The organism is Sphingomonas sp. PP-F2F-A104-K0414 (assembly GCF_004340945.1).
Taxonomy (GTDB): Bacteria; Pseudomonadota; Alphaproteobacteria; order Sphingomonadales; family Sphingomonadaceae; genus Sphingomonas.
The window spans coordinates 106,978-131,333 of sequence record NZ_SLYD01000003.1 but is presented as its reverse complement, the minus strand read 5'-3'; the positions used below and the strand labels follow the sequence as shown (position 1 = coordinate 131,333).

16 protein-coding genes are annotated in these 24,356 nt (G+C 67.4%); all 16 read right to left on the bottom strand.

Annotated features, from left to right (window positions below; all coding sequences use genetic code 11):
* Positions 1–76: 76 nt before the first annotated feature.
* The 16 genes from mdoH to C8J46_RS07645 all read right to left on the bottom strand — a co-directional run bounded on the left by mdoH (position 77) and on the right by C8J46_RS07645 (position 24,272).
* A complete protein-coding gene (mdoH, locus tag C8J46_RS07720; protein WP_243643275.1) occupies positions 77–1,885 on the bottom strand; it encodes a glucans biosynthesis glucosyltransferase MdoH in 1,809 nt (602 codons plus the stop codon).
* Positions 1,885–3,378 carry a glucan biosynthesis protein gene (locus C8J46_RS07715; protein ID WP_132737185.1) on the bottom strand — a complete coding sequence of 498 codons (1,494 nt, stop codon included), beginning with the start codon at positions 3,376–3,378 and terminating at the stop codon, positions 1,885–1,887. Before C8J46_RS07715 ends, mdoH begins: the two co-directional genes overlap by 1 nt.
* A gap of 87 nt (positions 3,379–3,465) precedes the next feature.
* Positions 3,466–3,711: a hypothetical protein gene (locus C8J46_RS07710; protein ID WP_132737182.1), complete on the bottom strand. Its 246-nt coding sequence runs from the start codon at positions 3,709–3,711 to the stop codon at positions 3,466–3,468.
* Between the two features lie 268 nt (positions 3,712–3,979).
* Positions 3,980–4,669 carry a response regulator transcription factor gene (locus C8J46_RS07705; RefSeq protein WP_132737179.1) on the bottom strand — a complete coding sequence of 230 codons (690 nt, stop codon included), beginning with the start codon at positions 4,667–4,669 and terminating at the stop codon, positions 3,980–3,982.
* On the bottom strand, positions 4,666–7,326 hold the full coding sequence (locus C8J46_RS07700) for a sensor histidine kinase KdpD (RefSeq protein ID WP_132737177.1): 2,661 nt from the start codon (positions 7,324–7,326) through the stop codon (positions 4,666–4,668). The genes C8J46_RS07705 and C8J46_RS07700 overlap by 4 nt, the downstream gene beginning before the upstream one ends.
* Positions 7,323–7,904, bottom strand: coding sequence for a potassium-transporting ATPase subunit KdpC (gene kdpC / locus C8J46_RS07695; RefSeq protein WP_132737174.1), 582 nt, complete (start codon positions 7,902–7,904; stop codon positions 7,323–7,325). The genes C8J46_RS07700 and kdpC overlap by 4 nt, the downstream gene beginning before the upstream one ends.
* Positions 7,905–8,229: 325 nt before the next feature.
* Positions 8,230–10,260 carry a potassium-transporting ATPase subunit KdpB gene (gene kdpB / locus C8J46_RS07690; RefSeq protein WP_132737171.1) on the bottom strand — a complete coding sequence of 677 codons (2,031 nt, stop codon included), beginning with the start codon at positions 10,258–10,260 and terminating at the stop codon, positions 8,230–8,232.
* Between the two features lie 14 nt (positions 10,261–10,274).
* Positions 10,275–11,978 carry a potassium-transporting ATPase subunit KdpA gene (gene kdpA, locus C8J46_RS07685; protein WP_132737168.1) on the bottom strand — a complete coding sequence of 568 codons (1,704 nt, stop codon included), beginning with the start codon at positions 11,976–11,978 and terminating at the stop codon, positions 10,275–10,277.
* A 12-nt stretch (positions 11,979–11,990) separates the two neighbouring features.
* The gene (gene kdpF / locus C8J46_RS07680) at positions 11,991–12,080 is read right to left on the bottom strand and encodes a K(+)-transporting ATPase subunit F (RefSeq protein ID WP_055875324.1); all 90 of its coding nucleotides are present in this window, start codon (positions 12,078–12,080) and stop codon (positions 11,991–11,993) included.
* 116 nt (positions 12,081–12,196) lie between these two features.
* Entirely contained in the window at positions 12,197–13,045 is an 849-nt protein-coding gene (locus C8J46_RS07675) for a TorF family putative porin (RefSeq protein ID WP_132737165.1), read from the bottom strand.
* A 128-nt stretch (positions 13,046–13,173) separates the two neighbouring features.
* Entirely contained in the window at positions 13,174–14,292 is a 1,119-nt protein-coding gene (gene nhaA / locus C8J46_RS07670) for a Na+/H+ antiporter NhaA (protein ID WP_347812373.1), read from the bottom strand.
* A gap of 5 nt (positions 14,293–14,297) precedes the next feature.
* Positions 14,298–15,692 (bottom strand): FAD/NAD(P)-binding protein, encoded by a 1,395-nt coding sequence (locus tag C8J46_RS07665; protein WP_243643274.1) that lies wholly within the window; start codon positions 15,690–15,692, stop codon positions 14,298–14,300.
* Between the two features lie 324 nt (positions 15,693–16,016).
* Positions 16,017–18,008 (bottom strand): alpha-L-fucosidase, encoded by a 1,992-nt coding sequence (locus tag C8J46_RS07660; RefSeq protein WP_132737159.1) that lies wholly within the window; start codon positions 18,006–18,008, stop codon positions 16,017–16,019.
* Positions 18,005–20,314: a GH92 family glycosyl hydrolase gene (locus C8J46_RS07655; protein WP_132737157.1), complete on the bottom strand. Its 2,310-nt coding sequence runs from the start codon at positions 20,312–20,314 to the stop codon at positions 18,005–18,007. Before C8J46_RS07655 ends, C8J46_RS07660 begins: the two co-directional genes overlap by 4 nt.
* Positions 20,311–21,744, bottom strand: coding sequence for a glycoside hydrolase family 125 protein (locus C8J46_RS07650; RefSeq protein WP_132737154.1), 1,434 nt, complete (start codon positions 21,742–21,744; stop codon positions 20,311–20,313). The genes C8J46_RS07655 and C8J46_RS07650 overlap by 4 nt, the downstream gene beginning before the upstream one ends.
* Positions 21,741–24,272 carry a glycoside hydrolase family 3 C-terminal domain-containing protein gene (locus C8J46_RS07645; protein WP_347812372.1) on the bottom strand — a complete coding sequence of 844 codons (2,532 nt, stop codon included), beginning with the start codon at positions 24,270–24,272 and terminating at the stop codon, positions 21,741–21,743. Before C8J46_RS07645 ends, C8J46_RS07650 begins: the two co-directional genes overlap by 4 nt.
* Between the last annotated feature and the right edge of the window lie 84 nt (positions 24,273–24,356).

Sequence of the window (24,356 nt, the reverse complement as noted above, 5' to 3'; positions counted from 1 at the left end):
GGACCCAGAGCCACGAATAGCACCGCTTGTGACCCTGGGTCCTGACTTTCGTCAGAATGACGGAGGGCGCGCGGGGCTACCCGCTGTGCGCCGGCAGCGACGGCCGCGAGAGAACCGACACATGCTCGCCGGGCTCGACGAACATACCGTGACCGGTCGCCCACTTCCCCGCCTTCTCGCTCGCCGTCAGCATCGTCAGGAATGGACTGAGCAACAGCCCCAACGTCACCGGCGCGAGCCACGCTGCGGTCACCGGCGCGAACGGCGTCACCGCTAGCAGCGCGACGCCCACCCCGACATGCCAGCGATAGCGCGGCATCACGTCCGCCAGCGACAACTCTTGCGCATCGCGGTTCTGCGGCGCCCAGCCGGACTTGCGCCCCATCAATATCCCGGCGAGGTCCATCGTCTGCGTCAACGCGATCACCGGCGCGGACAACATCGAGAACGGCACGTCGACCAGCACCGACCGCACGATCCCGCGCCGCCCGCCAAACCCCGCGCGACGCTCGGCATTCGAGAACGCCCAGATCACGCTCAACAGTTTCGGCCCAAACAGCAGCAGCAGCGTCACGAACAGCACCTGCAACGAGGTCTGCGCCTCGACGATATTACGCTCGCCGAGCAGCGCCTGGACGACGCTGGTGGCAATCATGAGCAGCCACACCGGCGAAGTGATGAACGCCGACGCGCCCATCAGCAGTTGCAGCCGGCTGACCCAGTGGAACCCAGACGAGGTCAGCAAGCTCAGATGCTGAATATTCCCCTGCGCCCAGCGTCGGTCGCGCACCGCCGCGTCGATCAAGGTCGGCGGATATTCCTCGAACGTCTCCTCGGTCATCAGCATGTGCACCCGCCAGCCGCGCCGCCGCAGCAACGCCGCCTCGACCATGTCGTGGCTCATGATGACGCCGCCAAACGGCGCTCGGCCGGGCAGGTCGGGCAAGCCGCAACTCGCCGCGAACGCCTCGATCCGGATCATCGCGTTGTGGCCCCAGAAGGTCGCCTCCGAGCCCGACCACCAGACGAGCCCTGCGGTCGAGATCGGGCCATATAACCGGCTGGCGAACTGCATCCAGCGCTGGAAGAACGTGACGCCGTTGATCACCGCAGGCACGGTCTGGAGCAGTGCCACCGCGGGCCGCCGTTCGAGCACCTGCGCCATGCCGATGATCGTGTTGCCGCCCATCAGGCTGTCCGCGTCGAGCATCAGCATATAGCGGTAACCGCCGCCGAACCGCCGGATCCACTCCGCCACGTTGCCCGGCTTGCGGCCCACGTTCACGGTCCGGCGGCGGTAATAGAGCGCGCAGTCGAGCGTCGGCGCGAGCCTCTGCCACGCCGCGACCTCGGCCGCCTCCGCCGCTTCGCCCGAGTCGCTCAGGATGAAGATGTCGAACCGGTCGGCGACACCGCCAGCCGCGATCGCGCGCGCCATCCAGGCGATCCGCTCGAACACGGCGTCGATGTCTTCGTTATGAACCGGCATCAGGATCGCGGTGCGCCCCTCGAGCGGTTCGGACTGGCGCGGTGTCGGCACGAAGCCCGGATGGCCGCCGGTCATCAACAGCACAAAGCCGATCGCCGCGTTCATGAAGCCGAACGCGATCCACGCGAACAGCGGAAAGAACAACGCCAGCAATACCGCGTCCCACAGGCTCAGTCCGTCGGCGAGCAGCGATTCCTGCACCGCGGACGATGCCGCGGTCGCCAACAGACCGGTCATCAAAATCAGGATGATCCGGCGCGCGAGCATATCGTCGTTCGAAACGACCATGCCCGGCCCCGGCTCGGGCGCGGACCAGGGCGGCGGCGGCCCGTCGAAACGCTGCGGGAGCATCTCGATCGGTGACTCGCCCGGCATCATGGCGGGAAGGTCGGACATCAGAAGATCGGCGTCAGCACGGTTTCGCTGAGCGCGCGACCACCGCGCGTGAGAAACAGCCTGACGTCGGCCGGGCCCTGTGCATCGGGCGCGATGTCGGCGGTCACGCGCCAGCGGTTCTTCTGGCCGACCACCGGATACGCCGCGTTGGCGAGCACCTTGCCGCGGACAACGTCGATCTTGGCGGTTACGCCGCTCTGCCGGTCGAGCCCGGCGAGACCGTCGCCGATGAAATCGACCACGAGCTTTCGCGCGCCCTTGACCGGTTCCGCGCCGGGTCGGCCGGCGACGCCCTGCCAGCAATCGACGACATGCGCGGTCGCGGCGACCGCAGTCGGGTCGCTCGATCTCCACGACAGCGAGTAATCGAACTGCAGCCGCTGCCCGGCCTTGGCAGGCGCGGCCGGCGTCCAAAACGAGACGACATTATCCACCGTCTCGCTGTTGGTCGGGAACGCATAGAGCATCACCGCACCCTTGCCCCAATCGCCCTGCGGCTGAACCCATAGGTTCGGCCGGCGATCGTAGAACGCCCCGTCGTCCTGATAATGATCGAAATTGCGGTCGCGCTGGATCAGACCGAAGCCCTTGGGCGCCTGATCCGCAAAGCTGTCGAGCGTATCGTGCGGCGGATTGTTGAGCGGTCGCCAGATGCGCTCGCCCGCGCCGGTGAGCAACGCGAGGCCGTCGGAGTCGTGGATCTCGGGCCGCCAATCGACCGCGGCGGCGCGGTTGCCTTCGCCGTACCAGAACATGCTGGTCGCGGGCGCGACGCCGAGCCGCTCGATGTCGCGGCGGATGTTCAGTACGGATGAAACCTGCTGTTCGACGCCCGCGCCCGCGACATGCCGCGACTGGAACCGGTACGCCCCCGTGACGCTGGCTCCATCCATCAGCGCGTAGATCGTGTACGCGTCGGCGCCGGTCCGCTCGATCCAGAATTCGGTGAAGTCGGGAAATTCCTCGCGACCCGGCAGCCCCGTGTTGATCGCGAGCCCACGCGCGGACAGGCCATATTGATCCTGCGCGCCGGCGGTGCGGAAATAGGATGCGCCCTGGAACGCCATCCAGTCGCTGGTCCCGCCCGGCGCCATCGCGCGGAAACCCGCGATGCCGAGCGCGGCGGCATGCCCCTCTTCGGCCTCGAACAGGTCACGCGAAAACTCGATACGGCGCGCCTGCCCGCCCTCGACGACGTTGATCGCGACCGGCATCGGCGCATAGCGACCGAGCGGGAACAGCCGGATGCCGCCGGCGAGCGTCTTGTCGGCGCGAAAGCGGATGCTGCCGACCTTGTCGTAATCGATCGCCGCGGCGGCAGCGACCTTGGCGGGGGCCCGGTACGGCTTCGTTGCAAACATTGCGGCGCGTTGCTGAAGCGTTTCCCACGAAAACGGCTCGGCCTTGCCGGGCGCTGCACGCATCGCGGCGGCGGCCTGTGGGAGGACACCCAACAGACCCAGCGCGGTCATTACTTCGCGTCGACCGATCATGCAGAGCGCTCCCTCGTCATCATGCTGCAATGCGGTAGCATAAGGACATCGCGCGCGCGCGTCGACAGGTCCCGCCCCCGGCGCGGCCTATCGCGCCACGCGTCGCCAGCGGGCGCTGACCTTGACACGGTCGTGGATGTGGCTGCCGACGACCACCAGCATCGCGCCGCTGCTCGCGCAGAAGAAGCCGATTGCGGCAAGCAGGAATGCGAGCGCGCCGGTTGGGGGGTGGAGACGGGCAAGCGTGTGGATCGCGGTGGCGGCAATCGTCAGCGACAGGAGGCCGCTCGCGCGGAGGCTGAGATCGGTGCGGAGGCGGCGAGCGTCGGTCATGCGACACTCCAGCTATCGCCTGCGGCATAAGCGTTCGAGATTGGTTTTGAGGGGGAGCCATAGTGTTCACATAGTGCGCAACCCCGTCATCCCGGCGAAAGCCGGGACCTCGCGCGGCAGGGGCAACCTGGTGCGGGGATCCCCCAGCTTTCGCTGGTGACGGTTGGCTGCGTGCATTTGCCAGCGAACCGCCTGCTTCCATGTTCTCCCGCGAAGGCGGGAGCCCAGTCTGGATCCCCGCCTTCGCGGGTAAACAAGTTTTCTCAGCTCAGGCGTCGACGAGCAGCCGGTAGCCGATCCCGAGTTCGTTCGCGATCACCGTGCCGACTCCCCCCGTCCCTTCCAGCTTTTGCCGCAAGTTGCGCACGACGATGCGGAGATATTCGATCCGCCGATCGTGATCCGTCGGCCACGCTGCCTCCAGTATCCGCTGATGCGTCACCACCCGCCCCGGATGCGCCGCCAACGCCGAGAGCACGTCGAACTCCTTCCGCGTCAGATGCGCCTCCTCGTTCCCGCGCCGGACGAGGCGGTGTTCGAAGTCGATCTCCACCCCATGCGCCCGCAGGATCGTCGGCCGCGATGTCGCCTCACCACGCCCCCGCAACGCCACCCTCAACCGTGCGAGCAGTTCCTCGGTATCGAACGGCTTCGTCACATAATCCTCAGCCCCCAGATCGAGCGCCGCGACCTTCTGGTCGGTCGCCTCGCGCGCGGAGACGACGAGGATGATCGGATCGCCGAGCTTCTTCAGCAGCGGCACCAGTTCGAGCCCGTCACGGTCGGGCAACCCCAGGTCGAGCAGTACCGCAGTCAATGGCCGGCTCGCCGCAACCCGCAAAGCCTCGCGCGCGTCGACCGCCTCCTCGACACCGTACCCCGCGCGCTCCAGCGTGTTCTTTAACAACCGGCGGATATGCAGTTCGTCGTCCACAATCAGAACCGTTTGTGCGCTCACAGATTCGCTCCATCGGTGTCGCGGACGAGCAGGGCCACGGGGAAGCACAGGCTGAACCGTGCTCCGGTCAGGTCTTCGCGATTGCTGGCTTCGACGGTCATGCCCATCGCTTCGGCGAACGCCTTCACGATCGCAAGCCCCAGCCCGGTGCCGCCGACCGCGCGGTCGGAGCCTTCGAGGCGGCGGAACGTCTCGAACACCTCCTTCTCGCGGCCGGGTGGCAGGCCTGGTCCCTGGTCGATCACCGACAGGCGGAGCATCCCGAAGCGGTGTTCAGCCCGGACGAGGATCGGCGTGCCGGGATCGGCGTAGCGGCCAGCATTGTCGAGCAGGTTGAGCAAGCAATGGTGGAGCAGTTGCGGATCGACGCGGACCAGCGGCAGGTTCGGGGCGACGTCGAGTTCGATCGCATGACCTTCGAGCACGCGCTTCGTGTCGTGCACCGCGCCCGCCACCGCGTCGGTGAGATCGGTCGGCTCCAGCCGCAACCGGAGCGCCCCCGCCTCGACCCGCGCCATGTCGAGCAGGTTGCCGACGAACCGGTTGAGCCGCGCCGCCTCGGTCTCGATCGTGTCGATCAGCTCGGGTGTAACGCCGCGGTGCAGTTCCGCTGCCGCCGCCATCACCGAGGTCAACGGCGTGCGCAGGTCGTGGCTGACCGACGACAGCAAAGCCTGCCGCAACCGATCCCGCTCGCGCACCGCATCGACGTCACGCATCTCGACCTCCAGCCGCGCGCGTTCGAGCACCAGCGACGCCTGGTCGACCAGGCTCATCAGCAATGACAGTTGGTCCGATCGCACCGGATCGCCGCCTGCCTCACGCGCGAGCCCGAGCACCGCCAGCGTCCGCTCGCCCGAGCGCAACGGCTGGAAAAACCACTCCGACGCCGCCAGCGTGCTTGATCCGCGACCGGCCGGCGCGCCTGTATCATACGCCCATTGCGCAGCCGCTATCTCCATCGTCTCGAGCCGGTAATCCGCGCCGTTCGCCGCCTGCACGGCGAGGCCCGGATCCTCCGCGACGAGGATGACCGCGCGCACGCTGAACAGCCTCCCGATTTCCTCGCAGATCGCGCGGGCGAGCGCGACCGGCTCGTTGAGCGATGTCAGTTGGCGAAGGAACCCGGCGAGCGCGGCGTTGGTGCGGGCGCTGGCGGCGGCGATGTCGGCCTGGGCGCGGACCCGCGACGTGAGCTGGCTCGTCACGAACGCGATGCCGAGCAGCACGAGGATCGAGATCACGTTCTCGGGATTATTGATCGTCAGCGTGCCGGTCGGCGGCAGGAAGAAGAAGTTGTACGCGATCGACGAAACCACGCCTGCGAACAGCCCTGTGCGCAGGCCGAACAGGCTCGCCGCCGCCATCACCGGGAGCAGGTATAGCAGCGCGACGTTGCCGAGGTTGAGGATGTGGAAAAGCGCGCTCGCGACGCCTGTGACGCCCGCGACCATCGCCGTCGTCCAGGCGTAGCCCGCCTTGCTGCCCCATCCGCCGGTCCGCACGCGCGTACCGCGGGGCGCGGTGGGCGGGTCCATCGGCAGGACGTGGACGGCGATGCCGGGTGACTCGCGGACCATCTGGTCGACGACCGAACCGTGGCGAAGTTCGAACCAGCGCGAGCGGGTCGACTTGCCGACCACCAGCTGCGTCGCGCGCGCCTCGGCCGTGAAGGTCTTGAGGCCGTCGACCACCGACGTCGCAGGGACAGTCGCGACGTCGGCGCCGAGTTGCCTCGCCAAGTTGAAGACCGCGGCGAGCTGGCGGTGCTCGGGCTCGCCGAAGGTCTGCGCGCGCGGTGTCTCGATGTACACTGCGGTCCACGGCGCGTGCATCGCGTCGGCGATCCGCTTAGTCGCGCGGACGAGGCCCAATGCGCCGGGGAGTTCGCTGATCGCGACGACGATCCGCTCGCCGCCCGCCCAGGTGCCGCCGACGCCTAATGCGCGGACGTGTTCGAGCATCTGCGCATCGACGGCCTGGGCTGCTCGACGGAGCGCGAGTTCACGTAAGGCCGACAGGTTCGACTTGGAGAAGAAGTGCGAAAGGGCGCGGGTGGCCTCTTGCGGGAGATAGACCTTGCCCGCCTTCAACCGCTCGATCAGTTCGTCGGGCGGGATGTCGACGACTTCGATCTCGGCAGCCTCGACGATGCTGTCGGGGACGGTCTCGCGGACGCGGACGCGCGTGAACGAGGCGACGACGTCGTTGAGGCTCTCGATGTGCTGGATGTTGATCGTCGAATAGACGTCGATGCCCGCGGCGAGCAGTTCCTCGACGTCCTGGTAGCGTTTCGGGTGGCGGCTGCCGGGGGCGTTGGTGTGGGCGAGTTCGTCGACGAGGACCAGCGTCGGCGCGCGTTCGAGGATCGCGTCGAGGTCCATCTCGTCGAGCGTGCGGCCCTCGTACGGGATCGCTTTGCGCGGGACGATCTCGTGGCCCCGCGTGAGCGCTTCGGTTTCGACGCGACCGTGCGTTTCGACCACGCCGATGACGACGTCGACACCGGCGCGGCGGCGCTCAGCGCCTTCGGAAAGCATCTCGTAGGTTTTTCCGACACCAGGGGCCGCGCCGAGGAAGATCTTCAGACGGCCGCGACCCTCCTGCGACGCCTGTCGCAGAAGGGCCTCGGGGGATGGTCGCGTGTCGTCGTTCAACGTGCGCCCGTTGCGTCCAGCGCGCGGTTGAGGGCGAAGACGTTGACGCGCGGCTCGCCGAGAATGCCGAGCAGCGGGCCCTCGACATTGGCGGTTACCAGCGCGCGGACCCTGTCGGCAGGAAGGCCGCGGGTACGGGCGACGCGGGCGACCTGGGCATAGGCCGAGGCTGGCGACAGGTCGGGGTCGAGGCCCGAACCCGAGGCGGTGGCGAGATCGGCGGGGAGTGGCCCGGTCACGCCTTCCGCGCGACGCTTGGCAACGTCGGCCTTGGTGCGGTCGACGAGCGCCTGGCTAGTGGGGCCATAGTTCGAGCCCGACGAGGCGAGGCCATCATAGCCCTTGCCGGCCGCCGACGGCCGCGTCTGGAAATAACGGCCGGTGGTAAAGGCCTGGCCGACGACGGCCGAGCCGATCGCCTTGCCGTTGGCCATGACGAGGCTGCCGTTTGCTTGGGCGGGGAAAATGGCCTGTCCGATCCCGGTCATCGCGAGGGGATAGACGATCCCAAGCAGCAGCGCGAACAGGATCGTCATGACGAACGCCGGGCGGAGGGCGGAGGTGAAATCGGAGGTCATTGCATGCTTCCTTCTGCCGTCACCCCAGCGAACGCTGGGGTATCGTGCCGCGCACGGCGCGCTTCGGGGAGGGAGACCCCAGCTTTCGCTGGGGTGGCGGGGTTGGGTTGGGTGGCGTTGGTGAGACTCCGCCTCGAGCACATCAAAACTTGCGCCCTTCCCCTTACCACCACCCCGGCGGAGGCCGGGGTCCAATTGGGTAACGTCGCCAATTTGCGGCGCGCTTCGTTACCTCGACCTCTCCACTTGGGCCCCGGCCTTCGCCGGGGTGGTCTTGGGGGTCGGTGCGAGGGTGCATTTGCACGCCACGGGTTAGGCATCGTCATCATGCCAGCCCCAGCGCACCAACCAAGAGGTCGATAAGCTTGATCCCCACGAACGGGGCAATCAGACCGCCCAAGCCGTACACCGCCAAGTTCCGCGCGAGCAGCGGCCCCGCGGCCATCGGCTTGTACGCCACCCCCTTCAGCGCGAGCGGCACCAGCATCGGGATGATAATCGCGTTGAAGATGATCGCCGACAGGATCGCGCTTTCGGGCGAACCCAGCCGCATCACGTTGAGCACCCCGAGCCCCGGATAGAGCGCGACGAACATCGCCGGGATGATCGCGAAATACTTCGCAACGTCGTTCGCCACCGAGAAGGTCGTCAGCGCACCACGCGTCATCAGCAACTGCTTGCCGAGGCCGACAATCTCGATCAGCTTGGTCGGGTCGCTGTCGAGGTCGACCATGTTGCCCGCCTCCCGCGCGGCCTGCGTGCCGGTGTTCATCGCCACGCCGACGTCCGCCTGCGCCAGCGCGGGCGCGTCGTTGGTGCCGTCGCCGCACATCGCGACCAGCCGTCCGCCCTGCTGTTCCTTGCGGATCAGGTCGAGCTTGTCCTCGGGCGTCGCCTGCGCGAGGAAGTCGTCCACGCCTGCCTCAGCGGCGATCGCGGCGGCGGTGAGCGGGTTGTCGCCGGTGATCATCACCGTGCGGATGCCCATCGCCCGCAGCTCGCCGAAGCGCTCGCGAATGCCCGCCTTCACGACGTCCTTGAGGAAGATCGCACCGAGCAACCGCCCGTCCATCGCGACGGCCAGCGGCGTACCGCCAGCGCGCGCGATCTCGTCGGTGATGCGGCGCAGTTCGGTCGCGGCGGCGGTCGCCCCTGCCCCCGGATTGGCCTTCAGGATCGAGTCGACCGCGCCCTTCTGGATCAGTGAGCCGTTGACCTTAACGCCCGAGATGCGCGTCTGCGCGGTGAACGGGATGACCTCCGCATCAGCCGGAAGGGCACTCGTGGTCACACCAAACTTGTCGCGCGCCAGCACCACGATCGAGCGGCCTTCCGGCGTTTCGTCGGCAAGGCTGGCCAGCAACGCCGCCTCCGCCAGCTCCTCGTCGCGCGTGCCACCGACCGAGCGGAACTCGCTCGCCTGACGGTCGCCGATCGTGATCGTGCCGGTCTTGTCGAGCAGCAGCACGTCGATATCGCCCGCCGCCTCGACCGCACGGCCGGATTTCGCCAGCACGTTGAAGCGCACCAGACGGTCCATGCCCGCGATACCGATCGCCGACAGCAAGGCTGCGATCGTCGTCGGGATCAGCGTGATCAGCAGCGCCGCGAGGATCGCGACCGGCACACGGCCGCCCGCATAGCTGGCGAAACCGGGGATCGTGCCGACCGCGATCAGGAAGATGATCGTCAGGCCGACGAGCAGCAACGTCAGCGCGATCTCGTTCGGCGTCTTCTGTCGCTCGGCGCCTTCGACGAGTGCGATCATGCGGTCGAGAAAGCCTTCGCCGGGGTTGGCCGTGACCTTCACCCGGATCTCGTCGGAGATGACGCGCGTGCCTGCTGTCACCGCCGAGCGATCGCCGCCCGCCTCGCGAATCACCGGCGCGCTCTCGCCGGTGATCGCCGCTTCGTTGACCGAGGCGACGCCCCAGACGACTTCGCCATCCGCCGGGATCAGGTCGCCCATCGTCACCAGGACGATGTCGCCCGCGCGGAGCATGCTGGCGGGGACGGACTCGACTTGATCCCCCTTCATGCGGCGTGCGGTCAGCTCGGCCTTGGTCGCGCGCAAAGACGCAGCCTGCGCCTTGCCGCGGCCTTCGGCGAGCGCTTCGGCGAAGGTGCCGAACAGCACGGTCAGCCACAGCCAGATCACCAGCTGTATCTTGAAGCCGACCGAGAGCCCGTCGCCGCCGACGTTGACGAGGATCGTCAACAGCGTGGCGACGACCGCGGTGACGAACATCACCGGGTTGCGGATCAACTGCCGCGGATCGAGTTTCCGGAAAGCGTCGCCGATCGCCGGGATGATCAAGTCGGCCGTGAACAGCGACTTGGTAGGGGTGCGTGCCATTTTGGCTTGTCCCGTCAGAAGGTTTTGCCGCTGATCATCGCGAGATGATCGGCGATGGGACCGAGCGCGAGGCTCGGCAGGAAGGTCAGGCCGCCGACGATCAGGATGATCCCGACCAGCAGGCCGACCCACAGTGCGCCCGTCGTCGGGAACGAGCCTGCGCTCTCCGGCGTGTATTTCTTGGCCGCGAGACCACCGGCGATGGCGAGCATCGGCACGATGATGAAGAAGCGCCCGAGCCACATCGCGACCCCCAGCAAGCCGTTGTAATAGGGCGTGTTGGCGGTGAGCCCGGCAAAGGCCGACCCGTTATTCCCGACCGCGCTGGTGAACGCGTAGAGGATCTCGCTGAACCCGTGCGGCCCCTTGTTGAGCGGCCCGGCGAGCCCGTCCGGCAGCACGGCGCTGAGCGCGGTGAAGCCGAGGATGACGAGCGGCAGGATGGCGATCGCCAGCACCGCCAGCTTCACTTCGCGCGCCTCGATCTTCTTGCCGACATATTCGGGCGTGCGGCCGACCATCAGGCCTGCGACGAACACGGCGAGGATGGCGAACAACAGGAACCCGTAGATGCCTGCGCCGACGCCGCCGATGACGACTTCGCCGAGCTGCATGTTGAGCAGCGGGATCATGCCACCGAGCGCGGTGAAGCTGTCGTGCATGGCGTTGACCGCGCCGCACGATGCGGCGGTGGTGACGACCGAGAACAAGGCGGACGCGGCGATCCCGAAGCGGACCTCCTTGCCTTCCATGTTGCCGCCTGCGACGCCGATCTGGTGGAGGATCGGGTTGCCCGCGGCTTCCTGGGCATAGGTGATCGTGACGCCGGCAAGGAACAGCACGAGCATCGCCGAGAGGATCGCCCAGCCTTGTTTCGTGTTGCCGACGGCCTTGCCGAAGGTCCAGGTCAGGCCGAAGCCGATGACGAAGATCGACAGCATCTGCACGAGGTTGACGAGCGCGGTCGGGTTTTCGAATGGATGCGCCGAGTTCGCGTTGAAGAAGCCGCCACCATTGGTGCCGAGCATCTTGATCGCTTCCTGGCTCGCCACCGGCCCGAGCGTCAGCGTCTGCTTGAGCCCTTCGAGCGTGGTGATGTCGACCGTGCCGGCCATCGTCTGCGGCACGCCGCTGGCGATGTAGAAGATCGTAATGACGACGCAGATCGGTAGCAGCACGTAGAGCGTGATGCGCGTCATGTCGGCCCAGAAATTGCCGATCGTCGCACTCGAGCGCCGCGCGAATCCGCGGAACAGCGCGAACGCCAGCGCGATGCCGGTCGCCGCCGACAGGAAATTGTGGATCGTCAGCCCGAACATCTGGCTGAAGTTCGACATGGTCGTCTCGCCAGAGTAACTCTGCCAGTTGGTGTTCGCGGTGAAGCTGATCGCGGTGTTGAACGCGAGATGGGGGCTCAGCCCTGCGAGGCCCTGCGGGTTACCCGGTAGGACACCCTGCAGACGCAGCACCGCGTAGGTCAACGCCATCAGCACGGCGTTGAACACGATCATGTGCAGCGCGTAGCGGCGCCAGCCCTGCTCCACCTTCGGATCGATGCCGCTGAGCTTGTAGAAGCCGGTCTCGACCGGGCCAAGGATCGCGTGGATCGGCGTGCGGCGGCCTTCGTACAAGGCGAACAGCCACAGGCCGACGGGTTTGGTCAACGCCAGCAATATGCCGACGAAGCCCAGGATGAGGATCCATCCTTCGAATGTCATGAGGGCGCGCTCCTAAAAGCGTTCGGGGCGGATCAGCACCGCCACAAGGTAAAACAGCAGCCCGAGCGCGACGATCGCGGCGAGCCAGAGGTCGAGGGTCATGATGATGTCCTCATTGGGCTCAAGCGTTGTCGCACAAGCGGACATAGGCGAGCGTCGCCGCAACCAGTCCGATCATGATGGCTATCCAGAGAAGGTCCTGCATGGCTGGGTTCCTTTCAGAAGGCTGCGGTGAGCGAGGCAACCACGGTGCCGTCGGCGATCGATCCGGTTCCGTCCTGGCCGCGGCTGAAGCTAGGCTGGAGATACGCTGCACTGCGACGCGTGATGTCGGTGTCGACATAGCTCACATTCAGCGTCAGATTTTTATACGTAGCGTCCGCACCGAACGACCGATCCCAATAGTCGCCGGTCGGCGCCGCGCTGGTCGCGTTGGGGCCGAGCCCGTCATTGCCCCAGCTATGGCCGATATGCGCCTTGGCGGTGACCGGCGTTCCGGGAATTGCGAACGCACCGTCGCCGGTCAGGTAAAGGTTGTCCTTCTTGTCGCCGGGATTGGTGTAGACACCCGCCGCTGCATCGGCGCCGGTACGATACCATTTGCCGAGCGCCTGCTGCTTCGGCGCGTAGAAGGCGCTCGCGGTCAGCGTCGCGGGGCCGGTCGTGCCGCTGAGCTTTACATAGGGCTCGGCGTAATCGGTTTTCGAGGCGCCGCCCGGATACATGTACCAGGTCAGGCCGACGTCGATCGTCGCGTTGTCCGCGAGCTTGTGCTTGTAGCCGCCGATCAGATCGAGCTCCATGTTCGAGCCGCCGAACGTGCCCCAGCCCGACAGGTTCGAGCCCCAGGCGCCGACATACACGCCGTTCTGGTGCGCGATCGTCAGCCCGCCCTGGATCGCGCCGTCCTTGTCCGACTGCGACACGCCGCGCAGGCGATAGTCGGTCGCGAGCGTGACCGAACCGCTGACGGTTACGGGAGACGGCGGCGCGGTATCCTGCGCGAACGCGGGCGTGGCGAGACCGGTCAGGATACCGGCAGCGGCGACGAAACGAAGAATGTGCATTGCGGTCCCCATGCGCGTGCCGCCGGAAGGATGGCGGTTCGCGAGGACTGGCAATTAGGCTCCGGCGACGTAGCAATTCGAGATCGATTGCCGGGCCGAAGCATATGTTTCGCGTAGTATTGTCAGAATTATGGTGCGGTGCGGCGAAGAATCAGCCAGCCCGCGACGCCTGACAGGATCGAGCCCGCGAACACGCCGATCTTGACCGAATCCAGCGCGTGCGGCGCGTCCGCAAACGCGAGTCCGCCGATGAACAGGCTCATCGTGAAACCGATCCCGCACAGCACCGCCATGCCGTAGACCTGAGCCCAGTTCGCGTTCCTGGGCGCTACGGCCAGCCGGACCATCACGAGCCCGCGGATCATCGCGAAGATGCCGACCTGCTTGCCGAGGAACAGCCCGAGCGTGATCCCGACCGGTAGCGGCGCGATCACGTCCGCCGCCACCATCCCGCCGAACGCGATACCCGCATTGGCGAACCCGAACGCCGGCACGATCAGGAAACTCGACCAAGGTTGGAGCGCGTGTTCGAGGCGTTTCAGCGGCGGCTGGCCGTCCCCCGTCCGCAACGGAATCGTCAACGCGACCGCCACGCCGGCAAGCGTCGCATGCACGCCCGACAGCAAGACGCCGTACCAGACCCCGACGCCGATCAGCAGATACGGCACCAGCGACCGCACCCCCGACAGGTTCAGGACAACGAGCACGCCGAGCCCCACGCCCGCACCAAGCAACGGCAGCAGCGCGATCTGGCCGGTGTAGAACAGCGCGATGACGAGGATCGCGAGAAGGTCGTCGATCACCGCGATCGCCGTCAGCAATATCTTCAACGAGGTCGGCACGCGCGATCCGAGCAGGGCCAGGATGCCGAGCGCGAACGCGATGTCGGTCGCCGCCGGGATCGCCCAGCCGCGCAGATTGGCGGGCGTCCCCATGTTGACGAGCAGATAGAGGCACGCCGGCACCACCATGCCCGCGAGCGCTGCCGCGCCGGGCAGGATGCGCTCCCCCCAGGTCGAGAGATGCCCCGAGATGAACTCGCTTTTCACCTCCAGCCCGATCAGCAGGAAGAACAGCGCCATCGCACCATCGTCGATCCAGTGATGAACGCTCAGACCGGCGACTTCATGGTGGAGCGTCGCGAAATAGGCCGGCGCGAGCGGTGAATTGGCGACGAGCAATGCCGCGATCGTCGCGGCGAGCAGCACGATGGCCCCTGCCGCCTCGCCGGCGAAAAACCGCCTCACCGCGGTCAAAGCCCTTCGCCGCCAACCCATTGCGCGTTGGACAGGCGGCGCGCGAGATCCCAGCTCTGGACGCGGATATCGGGCACCGCGACGACCTCCCACAGCCCGCCGCGGGTCATCGGCCCGATACAGTGGATGCGGTCGTCGGGCGTGCCGTCAGCGCGGATCGCCCGCGACTGAGCATCGACGTCGACGCCGAGCCGCAACGGATCGGGCCGGATCGCACCGGCCGCGAGCAGATGCTTCACGAGCGGCTCCTCGGAGCGCAACAGATCGCCCTGCGGCCCCGTGCAATTGACGATCCGCGCGGCCCGCGTGACGACCGGATCGGTCTCGCCGCGCGGTCGCCACGTCAGATTTGCCTGCGCCCCGTCGGCTTCGGCGGAGACGATCTTGCCCGCTGCGAAGGTCAGTCGCCCGCTCGCGACGAGTGCCTCGACGCGATCGGCGACAGCGGGCGCGAGGCGGTGGCGGTGGACATCCCAATAGGGCCGCAGATGCCGCAGGAAACGCCCGCGCAATTCCTGCGACGCCGCCGACCACAGCATCTGCGTCACTGGCCGCAATTCGTCGACCGCAGTGCGCCAGCCGCCCTCCTCGGTCCGCGAACGAACATGGCGGACGAGGTCGGTCAGCCCGCCCTGCGGTTTATCCGAAACGCCGCGGTGCGCAGGCGCGCCATCGACATGGCGGCGCGGTGACAACCCACGACGTGACATCGCCAGGATGTGGCCAGCAAACCCCTGCGCATCGAGCAGCAGCGCCGCATCGATCGCGGTCAGCCCGGTCCCGACCAGCACGACGGTATCGTCCGCACCCAGCCCCTCGGCGAGGTTCGCAGCCCAGGGATCCGCGTAATACACGCCGGTCGGCAAAGCATCCGGCTTGAGCCCGGGCGGCGTATGCGGTGGCAGGTTGCCAAGCGCGAGCACTGCCGTATCGGCAGCGATCTTGCGTCCGTCCGCCATCGTCAGCGTGACGCCATCGCCTTCGACCGGATCGATCGCGCAGACCTCGCCCTCGACATGCACCAGCCGGCCGTCCGATCCCGCGATCGCCGCATCGAGCAATTCGCGCAGATACGCGCCGTAGGTGGTGCGCGGGACAAAGGTCTTGCGGTCGCCCTTCCCATGCGACTCCAGCCAACGAACGAAGTGATCGGGATCGTCGGGCAGCGCGCTCATGTTGCCCGCGCGGACGTTGAGCAGGTGATCCGGATGCGCCGCGCTGTAGGCGACGCCACGCGCGAGCTGCGGATCGCGCCGCTCGATCAGCGTCACGCGCGGGCCTTCGTGCCGCACCAGGTTGACCGCGAACAACGCGCCGGAAAAGCCGCCGCCGACGACCACCACATGATCCTCGGGCCCCGCTATCCGCGGCATGGTAGCTGATTGGTCCATCTGTACGCTCACCCATGTTGTCGCGGGAAACCATGCCCGATCCAGACCAGCTAGCCCAGCCCCGGTGCCAAAAGGCCTGTCCTCTGCGACTTCCGTCATCCTGACGAAAGTCAGGACCCAGAGCCACACGCGTGCCGGCCCGTACTCTGGATCCTGACTTTCGTCAGGATGACTGGGTTGAGAGAAACCGCCCTATGCCTCCGTCATGCCGGGCTTGTTCCGGCATCCACCGTTCCGCTGGGTCAAGCCTGTCGAGTTTGCGGAGCGGTGGACCCCGAAACAAGTCTGGGGTGACGGGGATCTGGGTGGCCGTCTGCCCCTGCCCTAAGGCCGGAACGCGCCGATGCCGGCGATCGCCATCTTCGGCTGCGCGGTCGCGACGGTGGTGAAGCCGAGCATCAGGTACCGCGCCGATCGCGCCTTCGCGAAGGTGATGCGCTGTGTCGCCCGCGCATAGGCGATGTTGCCGAACTCGCCCTCGCCCGCCGGCGTCCAGGTCTTGCCGTCCTCGCTCGTCTCGACGCGGTAGCGCCCCGGCGGGCCGGCATCGGGCAACGCCTGACGGGTCGGCGTCAGGCTGAACCCGGCGACCTGCTCCGCCTTGCCCATGTCGATCATCAGCATCACCACACTCGTCGGCGTCGGCGCAGGCGTCGTCCAGACGGTCGCGAGATCGTCGTCGAGCACCGCCTCCGCACCCGGCAGCCCCGGTTTGACCACCCCGGCCAGCGACATCTCGCCCGCGAAATCCGGCTTGCCCGCCTTCATCGCCAGACTGTGCTGGATCGCGCTGACGATCGTCCACCCGGACTTGGCGACGATCTTGTTCCCCGCCGCCTGCGATGCTGCAACCGCGACCGGCGCCACACTCAGGAACAGCGAAAGCTCGGTGATCGCAGGGCTCGCCGGTGCCTCGACGATCCGCAACCGCACGCGTCGCGCGGTCACCGGCTCGGGCAGGCGGATGATCCGCTGCGCGCCGATGCACTCGTGCACCGCGACCTCGCGCCAAGCGCCCTTCGAATCGGCCACGTCGATCGCAAACTTGGTGACGCGCACGCCGAGCGCCAGCGCCTCGCGGATCCGGATCAGGTCGAAGCGGCGCCCCGGCGGCAGGTCGAGCACCAGCGACGGCGTTTTCACCGCGTCCGGCGTACTCCAATATGTCTCGGGATTGCCGTCGAGCACATTGGCCGGCGCAAACCTCGCCCCGCGCGACGGTCCGCTCGCCACCGCACCCTTCGCCAGATCGGTCCTGAAGCTGCTACGCAACGCGTCCCCGAACGATTTCAGCGACGCGAGATCGGGTTCCGCGATCAGCCCACGGCGATCGGGCGGCAGGTTGAGCATCATGTTGGTGCCGCGCCCGACCGACTCGTCGTGGAACTGCATCAGCCGCTGCGGCGACTTCACCTGGAGGTCCTCGTCGGCATGATAGAACCAGCCCGGACGGATCGACGTATTCGTCTCCGCCGGCCACCAGAGCGGCGCACCGCGCACGCCCGAATTGCCCTCCGACTGGACATACGGATGGTTCGGCATCGTCGGCCAGCACGGATCGCCCGCGTGGCCGTCCTCGTTGCCGACCCAACGGATATCCGCGCCGAGCGGATCGAAGGTGCACGCCATCGGCTGCAATTTGTGGACCAATGCGATGATCGACGGCCAGTTGTAATATTTCGGCGCATCGATCTTCCGCGCCTCGCGCGCGCCGCCATAATAGCCGTCGCCGCCGTTCGCGCCGTCGAACCACACTTCGAACAGCTCGCCGTAATTGGTACAGAGATCGGTCAGCTGCGCACGGAAATACTCGACGTACGCAGGCGTGCCGTAGTCGGCGCGATTGCGGTCCCACGGCGACAGATACAGCCCGTAGGATATCCCGCCACGTCGGCACGCATCGCCCAGTTCGCGGACGATATCGCCCTTGCCGCCCTTGTACGGGCTGTTGCGAATGCAATGCTCAGTGAGTTTGGTCGGCCAGAGGCAGAAGCCGTCATGATGCTTGGCGGTCAGGACGAGCCCGGTCAGCCCGGCGCTTTTCGCCGCCGCGACGATTTGATCCGGGTCGAACGCGGTCGGGTCGAACAGCTTGGGGTCTTCGTCGCCATAGCCCCATTCCTTGTCGGTCCAGGTGTTCAGCGTGAAGTGGACGAAGCCGTAGCGCTCGCGTTTGTGCCAAGCGAGCTGGCGGACGCTGGGCGTCGCGCCCCACGGGGCGGGTGCACCGACCGGGCCGGCGGCGTTCACGCGGCCTGCCGCGGCGGTAGCGAGCGTACCGGCGATCAACGCGCGGCGGTTCAAGTCGAAGGTCATCGCGAAACTCCGGTGGTTGCTGGCGGCCGATCGGCAGTCGCGCGGCCAAAATTACGGTTGGGCTTGTCGCTCATCTCGAACACGAGCCGCCCGCCGCGGACGATATCGGCATGTGCGATCCAGCTCTTCGTCCACGGCTTGCGGTTCCACGTCACCGACTGGACGTACGGGCGGTCGGGCGCATTGCCGCGTGCCTCGACGACCAGCGTCCTGCCGTTGCCGACGCGCATCTCGGCCCGATCGAACAGCGGCGAGCCCAGCACATAGTTCGCGCTCACCGGATCGACCGGGTACAGCCCGAGCGCGCTCAGGACGAACCACGCGCTCATCTGCCCGCAATCGTCGTTGCCGATGATACCGTCGGGCGCGTCCTTGTACATCTCGGTCAGCAGCCGCCGGACCATGGCCTGCGTCTTCCACGCCGCACCGCAATACGCGTACATATACGCGACGTGATGGCTCGGCTCGTTGCCGTGGGCATACTGCCCGACCAGCCCGCTGATGTCGGGCGGCGCATCCTTCGGCAGAACCGACGACGCGGTGAACAACGCGTCGAGCTTGGCCTCGAACTTCGCATCGCCGCCCATCGCCGCGATCAGGCCGTAGACGTCGTGCTGGTTGAGGAACGTCGCCTGCCAGCTATTGCTCTCGGTATAGTCACGCCACGTCGCGGAATGGCCGAGCGCGACGGGATCGTAAGGTTCGATCCATGTCCCGTCTTCGCGCTTGGGTCGTGCGAAGTTGATCGTGCTGTCGAACACGTTCCGCCAATTGCCGCTGCGCTTGCGCAGTCGTGCGGCATCGGCGGTCGCTCCCGCCGCATCGGCCAGGTGCGCCGAGGCGTAATCATCATACGCATATTCGAGCGTACGCGAGACCCCCTCGAACACCTTGTCGGCGGGAACATAGCCGATCGTATCATAGGGTTCGATCCCGAGGCTGTTGTCGAGATCCGGCATCGTGAAATCGAACGAACGACGACGGACGTTCGGCCACGCCGCCGCATAATCGGCGCGCACGCCCTTCGCGCGGGCCTCGGCCATCACCGACACCGAATGCCAGCCGATCATGCACCCGGTCTCGATCCCCTGGAGCGGCCAGACGGGCGGGCCATAGCGGCTTTGCTGCGTCTGGCGGATCAGATCGCCGACCAGCTCGGCGGTCCGCTTGGGCTCGATCAGCGTCAGCAGCGGATGCAGCGCCCGGTACGTGTCCCACATCGAATAGGTGCTGTACGCGCGATCCTTGCCCGACAGCCTGTGGACCTGTTTGTCGAGGCCGAGATACCGCCCGTCGACATCGGAGAACAGGGTCGGCGCAAGCTGCGCATGGTACAGCGCGCTCGCCATGATCGTGCGCTGCGCGGGCGTCCCGCCCTCGACGGTGACCGCGGAGAGCGCCGGGGCCCAGCGCTTGGCGGCCTGCGCATGGTACCGGTCGAAGTCCCAGTGCCGGGCCTCGGCGGCGAGGTTCGCGCGCGCGCCGGCGACGTCGACCCCGGAGATGCCGGTGCGGATCATGATCGGCGCGGCACCGGCGTCGTCATAGTGCAGTACCGCCTTCACCCGCTTGCCCGCGACGCCGCGTGCGCCGTCCGCCTGCGCGACGTCGCCATCGCCGTAGAAGACGATGCGGTCGGGCTTGCGCGACACCTGCATCGCGAAGTGAATGCGGCGCCCCTTGGCCCAGCGGAACACGCGGCGGCTGCCGGTCAGCGTACCGCTGTCGTCGATCGCCAGCGACGCCTCGTCGATCAGCACGCCCCGGTCGGACTCGTCGAGGATCAGGTGCGACATATCGATCAGGACATGCCCCGCACCGCGCGGGAAGACATGGCGCTGAATGCCCGTCCGCTCGGTCACGGTGAGCTCCGCGCGGACACCCGTTTCCAGCGCCACACGGTAGTAACCGGGCTCCGCATGCTCATCGGAAAACCGCTGGCGATAGCCCGCACCGGGATCTTCGAGCGTGCCGGGAGTCAGCTGGACCGGACCGCGCGTTGGCACCACCAGCACGTCGAGCATGTCGCCGATCCCGGTGCCCGACAGATGCGTGTGACTGAACCCGATGATCGACGTATCGGTGCGGTGATAGCCCGAGCACGCATCCCAGCGCTCGACATCGGTATCGGGGCTGAGCTGCACCATCCCGAATGGGAGCGTCGCCCCCGGATAGGTGTGGCCGTGGCCGCCGGTCCCGACGAACAGATCGGGCGCGGTGGTCGTGCGAGGAGTGGCGGCGAAGGTCGTGCGCGCGGTCAACGCGAGCGCACCGCTACCGGCGAGGAGCATACGGCGGGAGATCATGCGCGGACTCCGAGAAGGGCGGGACGTTTGCCGGCGATGTCGACGATCAGTTCGCCGAACAGCCCGTTGGCCCAGGCGAACCAGGCGCGGGTAAATTTCGCGCCGTCGTCCTGGTTGAAGGATTCATGCATGAACCCGGTGCCGCCATGCGTCGCCTTCAACGCGGCCAGCGACCGCGCCACGGTCGCATCGTCGCCGGTCTCGAGTGCGTTCAGCGCGTGCATCACGATCGACATCGGCCAGATCTCGCGCAGGCCGGTATGCGGACTGCCGATCCCCTCCGCCGCCTTGCCGGTGAAGAAATACGCGTTGTCCTTGCTCCACGCGCGCGCCGCGGTGCGCCGCCAGAGCGGATCGTCGGGCTTCACGGCCCCCAGATACGCCAGCCCCGACAGGCTCGGCACATTGGCGTCGTCCATGAAGATCGCGTTGCCATAGCCGTCTACCTCATACGCCCAGACCGGCTGGCCGTCCGCACCCCTGGTCATGCCGTGCAGCCGCAACGCCGCCTCGACCTCGTCCGCCAGCGCGGTCGCATCCGCCGCCAGCGCCGCGTCGGGCCGGGCGCGCGTCGCGAGTTCCGCCAACTGGCGCAGCGCGCGGACCGCGAAGATGTTCGATGGGATCAGGAACGGGAGCACGCATGCATCGTCCGAGGGCCGGAACCCGCAATGGATCAGGCCGACCGGTCGCGACGGCGGCCCAAACCCGTCGAGCGGCATGCTTTCCCCGACGATCGGCGACGAGCGGCGGAAGCGATACGGCCCCGGCCCGTCCTTGCGCTGCTGTTCGCGGAACGTCCGGATCGATGCGCGCGCACCGTCCGCCCACAGCGCGTCGAACGGCACGGTGTCGCCGGTCGCCTGCCAATAGGCGTGCGCGATCCACATCGGGTAGCAGAGCGAATCCACCTCCCATTTCCGCTCGCCGACGCCCGGCTTCATCACCGTGTCGTCGCCAAGCGACCAGCTCAGGTTGGTCTTCGCCGAGGGGTCATGCATGAACGCGTTGGCGTACGGATCGATCAGGATGCACCGCGCCTGCCGCGCGATCAGCCCGCGGAACAGCATCCGCAACGCCGGATCGCGCTTGGCCAGCGGAAGGTACGGATGGACCTGCGCCGAGCTGTCGCGCAGCCACATGCAGTCGATGTCGCCGGTGATGACGAACGCGTCGGGCTTGCCGTCGACGCTCCCCATGAACACCGTCGTGTCGAGCGTGTTCGGATAGCAATTGCCGAACATCCAGCCGAGTTCGGGATCGCCGATCTTCGCCGACACGCGCGCGATCTCCGCCTCGACCGCGCGGCTGGTATAGCGGCGATCGCCAAGCTTCGGACGCTTGCTGACGAACGACGGCGCGGCCGCCCGCAGCGGTCCCGCGAGCCCGAGTGCCGCAGCACCCGCGATAAGCATCCGGCGGTCGATCATTTCGGCAAATCCTGCGTTCCCGTCACGGTGAAGACGGTATCGACACCCGGCCCGTCGCCGGGCTGGCCGCCGCCGATATGCAGCCGGTATTCGCCTGGGACGACACGACGCGTTCCCGCCGCATCGACGCTGCTCATGCCGCGAGGATCGATCGTAAATGCCACGCGTGCCGTCTGCCCCGGCTTCACTGTCTGGCGCCTGAACCCGACGAGCTGGCGTTGCAGCACGGGATCGTTGAAGCGCGGCTTCACCGCCGGCTCAGGCGGCACGAGATACGCCTGCACCACTTCGTCGCCCGCAACCTTGCCGGTATTGCGCACCGGCACCTCGACGGTGAAGCTCTCCCCCGCCGCGATCGTGCTGCGCGCGGGTTTCGGCGCCGCATAAGCGAACTGCGTATAGCTCAGACCATGCCCGAAGCCCCAGAGCGGCGTGCCCGTGAAGTAGCGATACGTCCGCTCACGCATGTTGTAGTCGATGAACGCGGGCAGATCGCGCGTCTTCGCGTAGAACGTCACCGGCAGTCGCCCGCCCGGATTGCTCCTGCCAACCAGCGTATCGGCGATTGCCTGCCCGCCAGCCTGCCCCGGATACCAGCCAACCAGGATCGCATCGGCATGCGCCTTCGCCCAGGTCATCGCGACCGCGCTGCCGGTCATCAGCACGACGACCAGCGGCTTGCCCGTCGCCTTGGCGGCTTCGAGCAACCGCACCTGCGCGGCAGGCAACCCGATATCGGTCCGATCGCCGCCCGAGAACCCGGCCACCTCGATCTGCAACGCCTCACCCTCGACCGCGGGCGACAGCCCGACGAACGCGACGATCGCATCGGCATCCTTGGCGGCCGCAACCGCCTCCCCAACCTGTGCGTCGGCCGGCGCAGTCCAGGTCAAACGCAGCCCCTGATCCTCGCCGCTATGCGCAAGCTCCACACGGATCAAATGCGGGCCCGCGGTCAGGGTGACCGGTGCCTCGACGTTCTTGCCGCTGCCATCGTCGTCAGCGACAGGCTTGTCGTCGATCCACAACCGCGCAGGATCATGCCCCTTGCAGTCGAAGCAGCGCGGCACGTCGAGCCGGAACACATACTCGCCCGCCGCCGGCGCGGTGATCGTGCCGGTCCAGCGCACCGAGAACGCGGCAGGATCGATCCCCGGCGCAGGCGCGGTGCGGTCCCAGTCGAAGTCGATCGTCCGGTCGGCGCGCACCACCGATGTGCCGGTGAAATCGCTCCCCCGGAAATACTCGCCGCGCAGCGACAGCGCTGTGTCGGGCACCGGCACGGGTACGCCCTCGGCGATGCTCGACCCTTGTGCGTACCGCACGCCCGCAAACGATGTGCGCAGCGCCGCCAGCGGCGTGATCGGCGCCGCGGCGGTACCGTGATAATTCGCCTCCAGTACGTCGACGCTGTCGGCATTCGGCCCGATCACCGCAATCTTCGCCGACGGTTTCAGCGGCAGCACGCCGTTGTTCTGGACCAGCACCATCGCCTTCCGCGCCGCCTCCAGCGCCAGCGCGCGGTGCGCCGGCGTGTCGAACTCGGTCGGCTTGATCCTGTCCCAAGGGCTCGTGGTCCCGAACGCGCCGCCGAGCATCCGCCGCACCGCGAACGTCCGCGTCAGGCTCGCGTCGAGCGTCGCCTCGGGCACCAGCCCCCGCCGCACCGCATCGCCGAGCGCCGCGTAGGTCTTCCCACAGTTGAAATCCATCCCAGCGGCAATCGCCGCCGCCGATCCGCTCGCAGTATCGGGCCGATAATAATGGTAGTTCGAGATATTCCCCACCGCATCGCAGTCGGACACGATCAGCCCCTTGAAGCCCCATTGCTTCCGCACCGTCTCGGTCAGCAACGGCTCCGACGCGCAAACCGGCACGCCGTGGATCGCGTTGTACGCGCACATCGTCGACAGCGCCTTGCCCTCGGTCAGCGCAAGCCGGAACGCAGGCAGGAACGTCGCCTCGCGATCATGCGGCGAGATATCGACATCGAACCCGTCGCGCCCCGCCTCCGGCCCGCTATGCGCGGCAAGATGCTTGGGTGTGGCGATGACCTTCGGGTGCGCGAGGTCCGGCCCCTGCAACCCGCCGATGAACGCGACGCCGAGCCGCCCCGTCAGATACGGATCCTCGCCATACGTCTCCTGCCCACGACCCCAGCGCGGATCGCGGAAGATGTTGATGTTGGGCGACCAGATCGTCAGCCCCTGATAGCGTTCGCGATCGCCCGTCGGCAGCGCGTTCGACTTCGCGCGCGCCTCGGTCGACACGACATCGCCAACCCGCCTGAGCAGCGCCTCGTCCCACGTCGCGGCGAGGCCGATCGCCTGCGGAAACACCGTCGCCACGCCGTTGCGCGCGAGCCCGTGCAGCCCCTCGTTCCAGTAATCATACGCGGGCAGGTTCAGCCGCGGGATCGCCGGCGCGACGCTCTGCAACTGCGCCGCCTTCTCGTCGAGCGTCATGCTCCGCACCGCCGGATCGACCGTCTGCGCAAGCGCCGACGACGCGAGCAACAGGCCGGGCACGAAGGCGAGCCGGGCAAACCTGGTCGAGAGGCGCCCTCTCCCCCCCTCCGTCATCCTGGGCTCGACCCAGGATCCAGAGCCAAG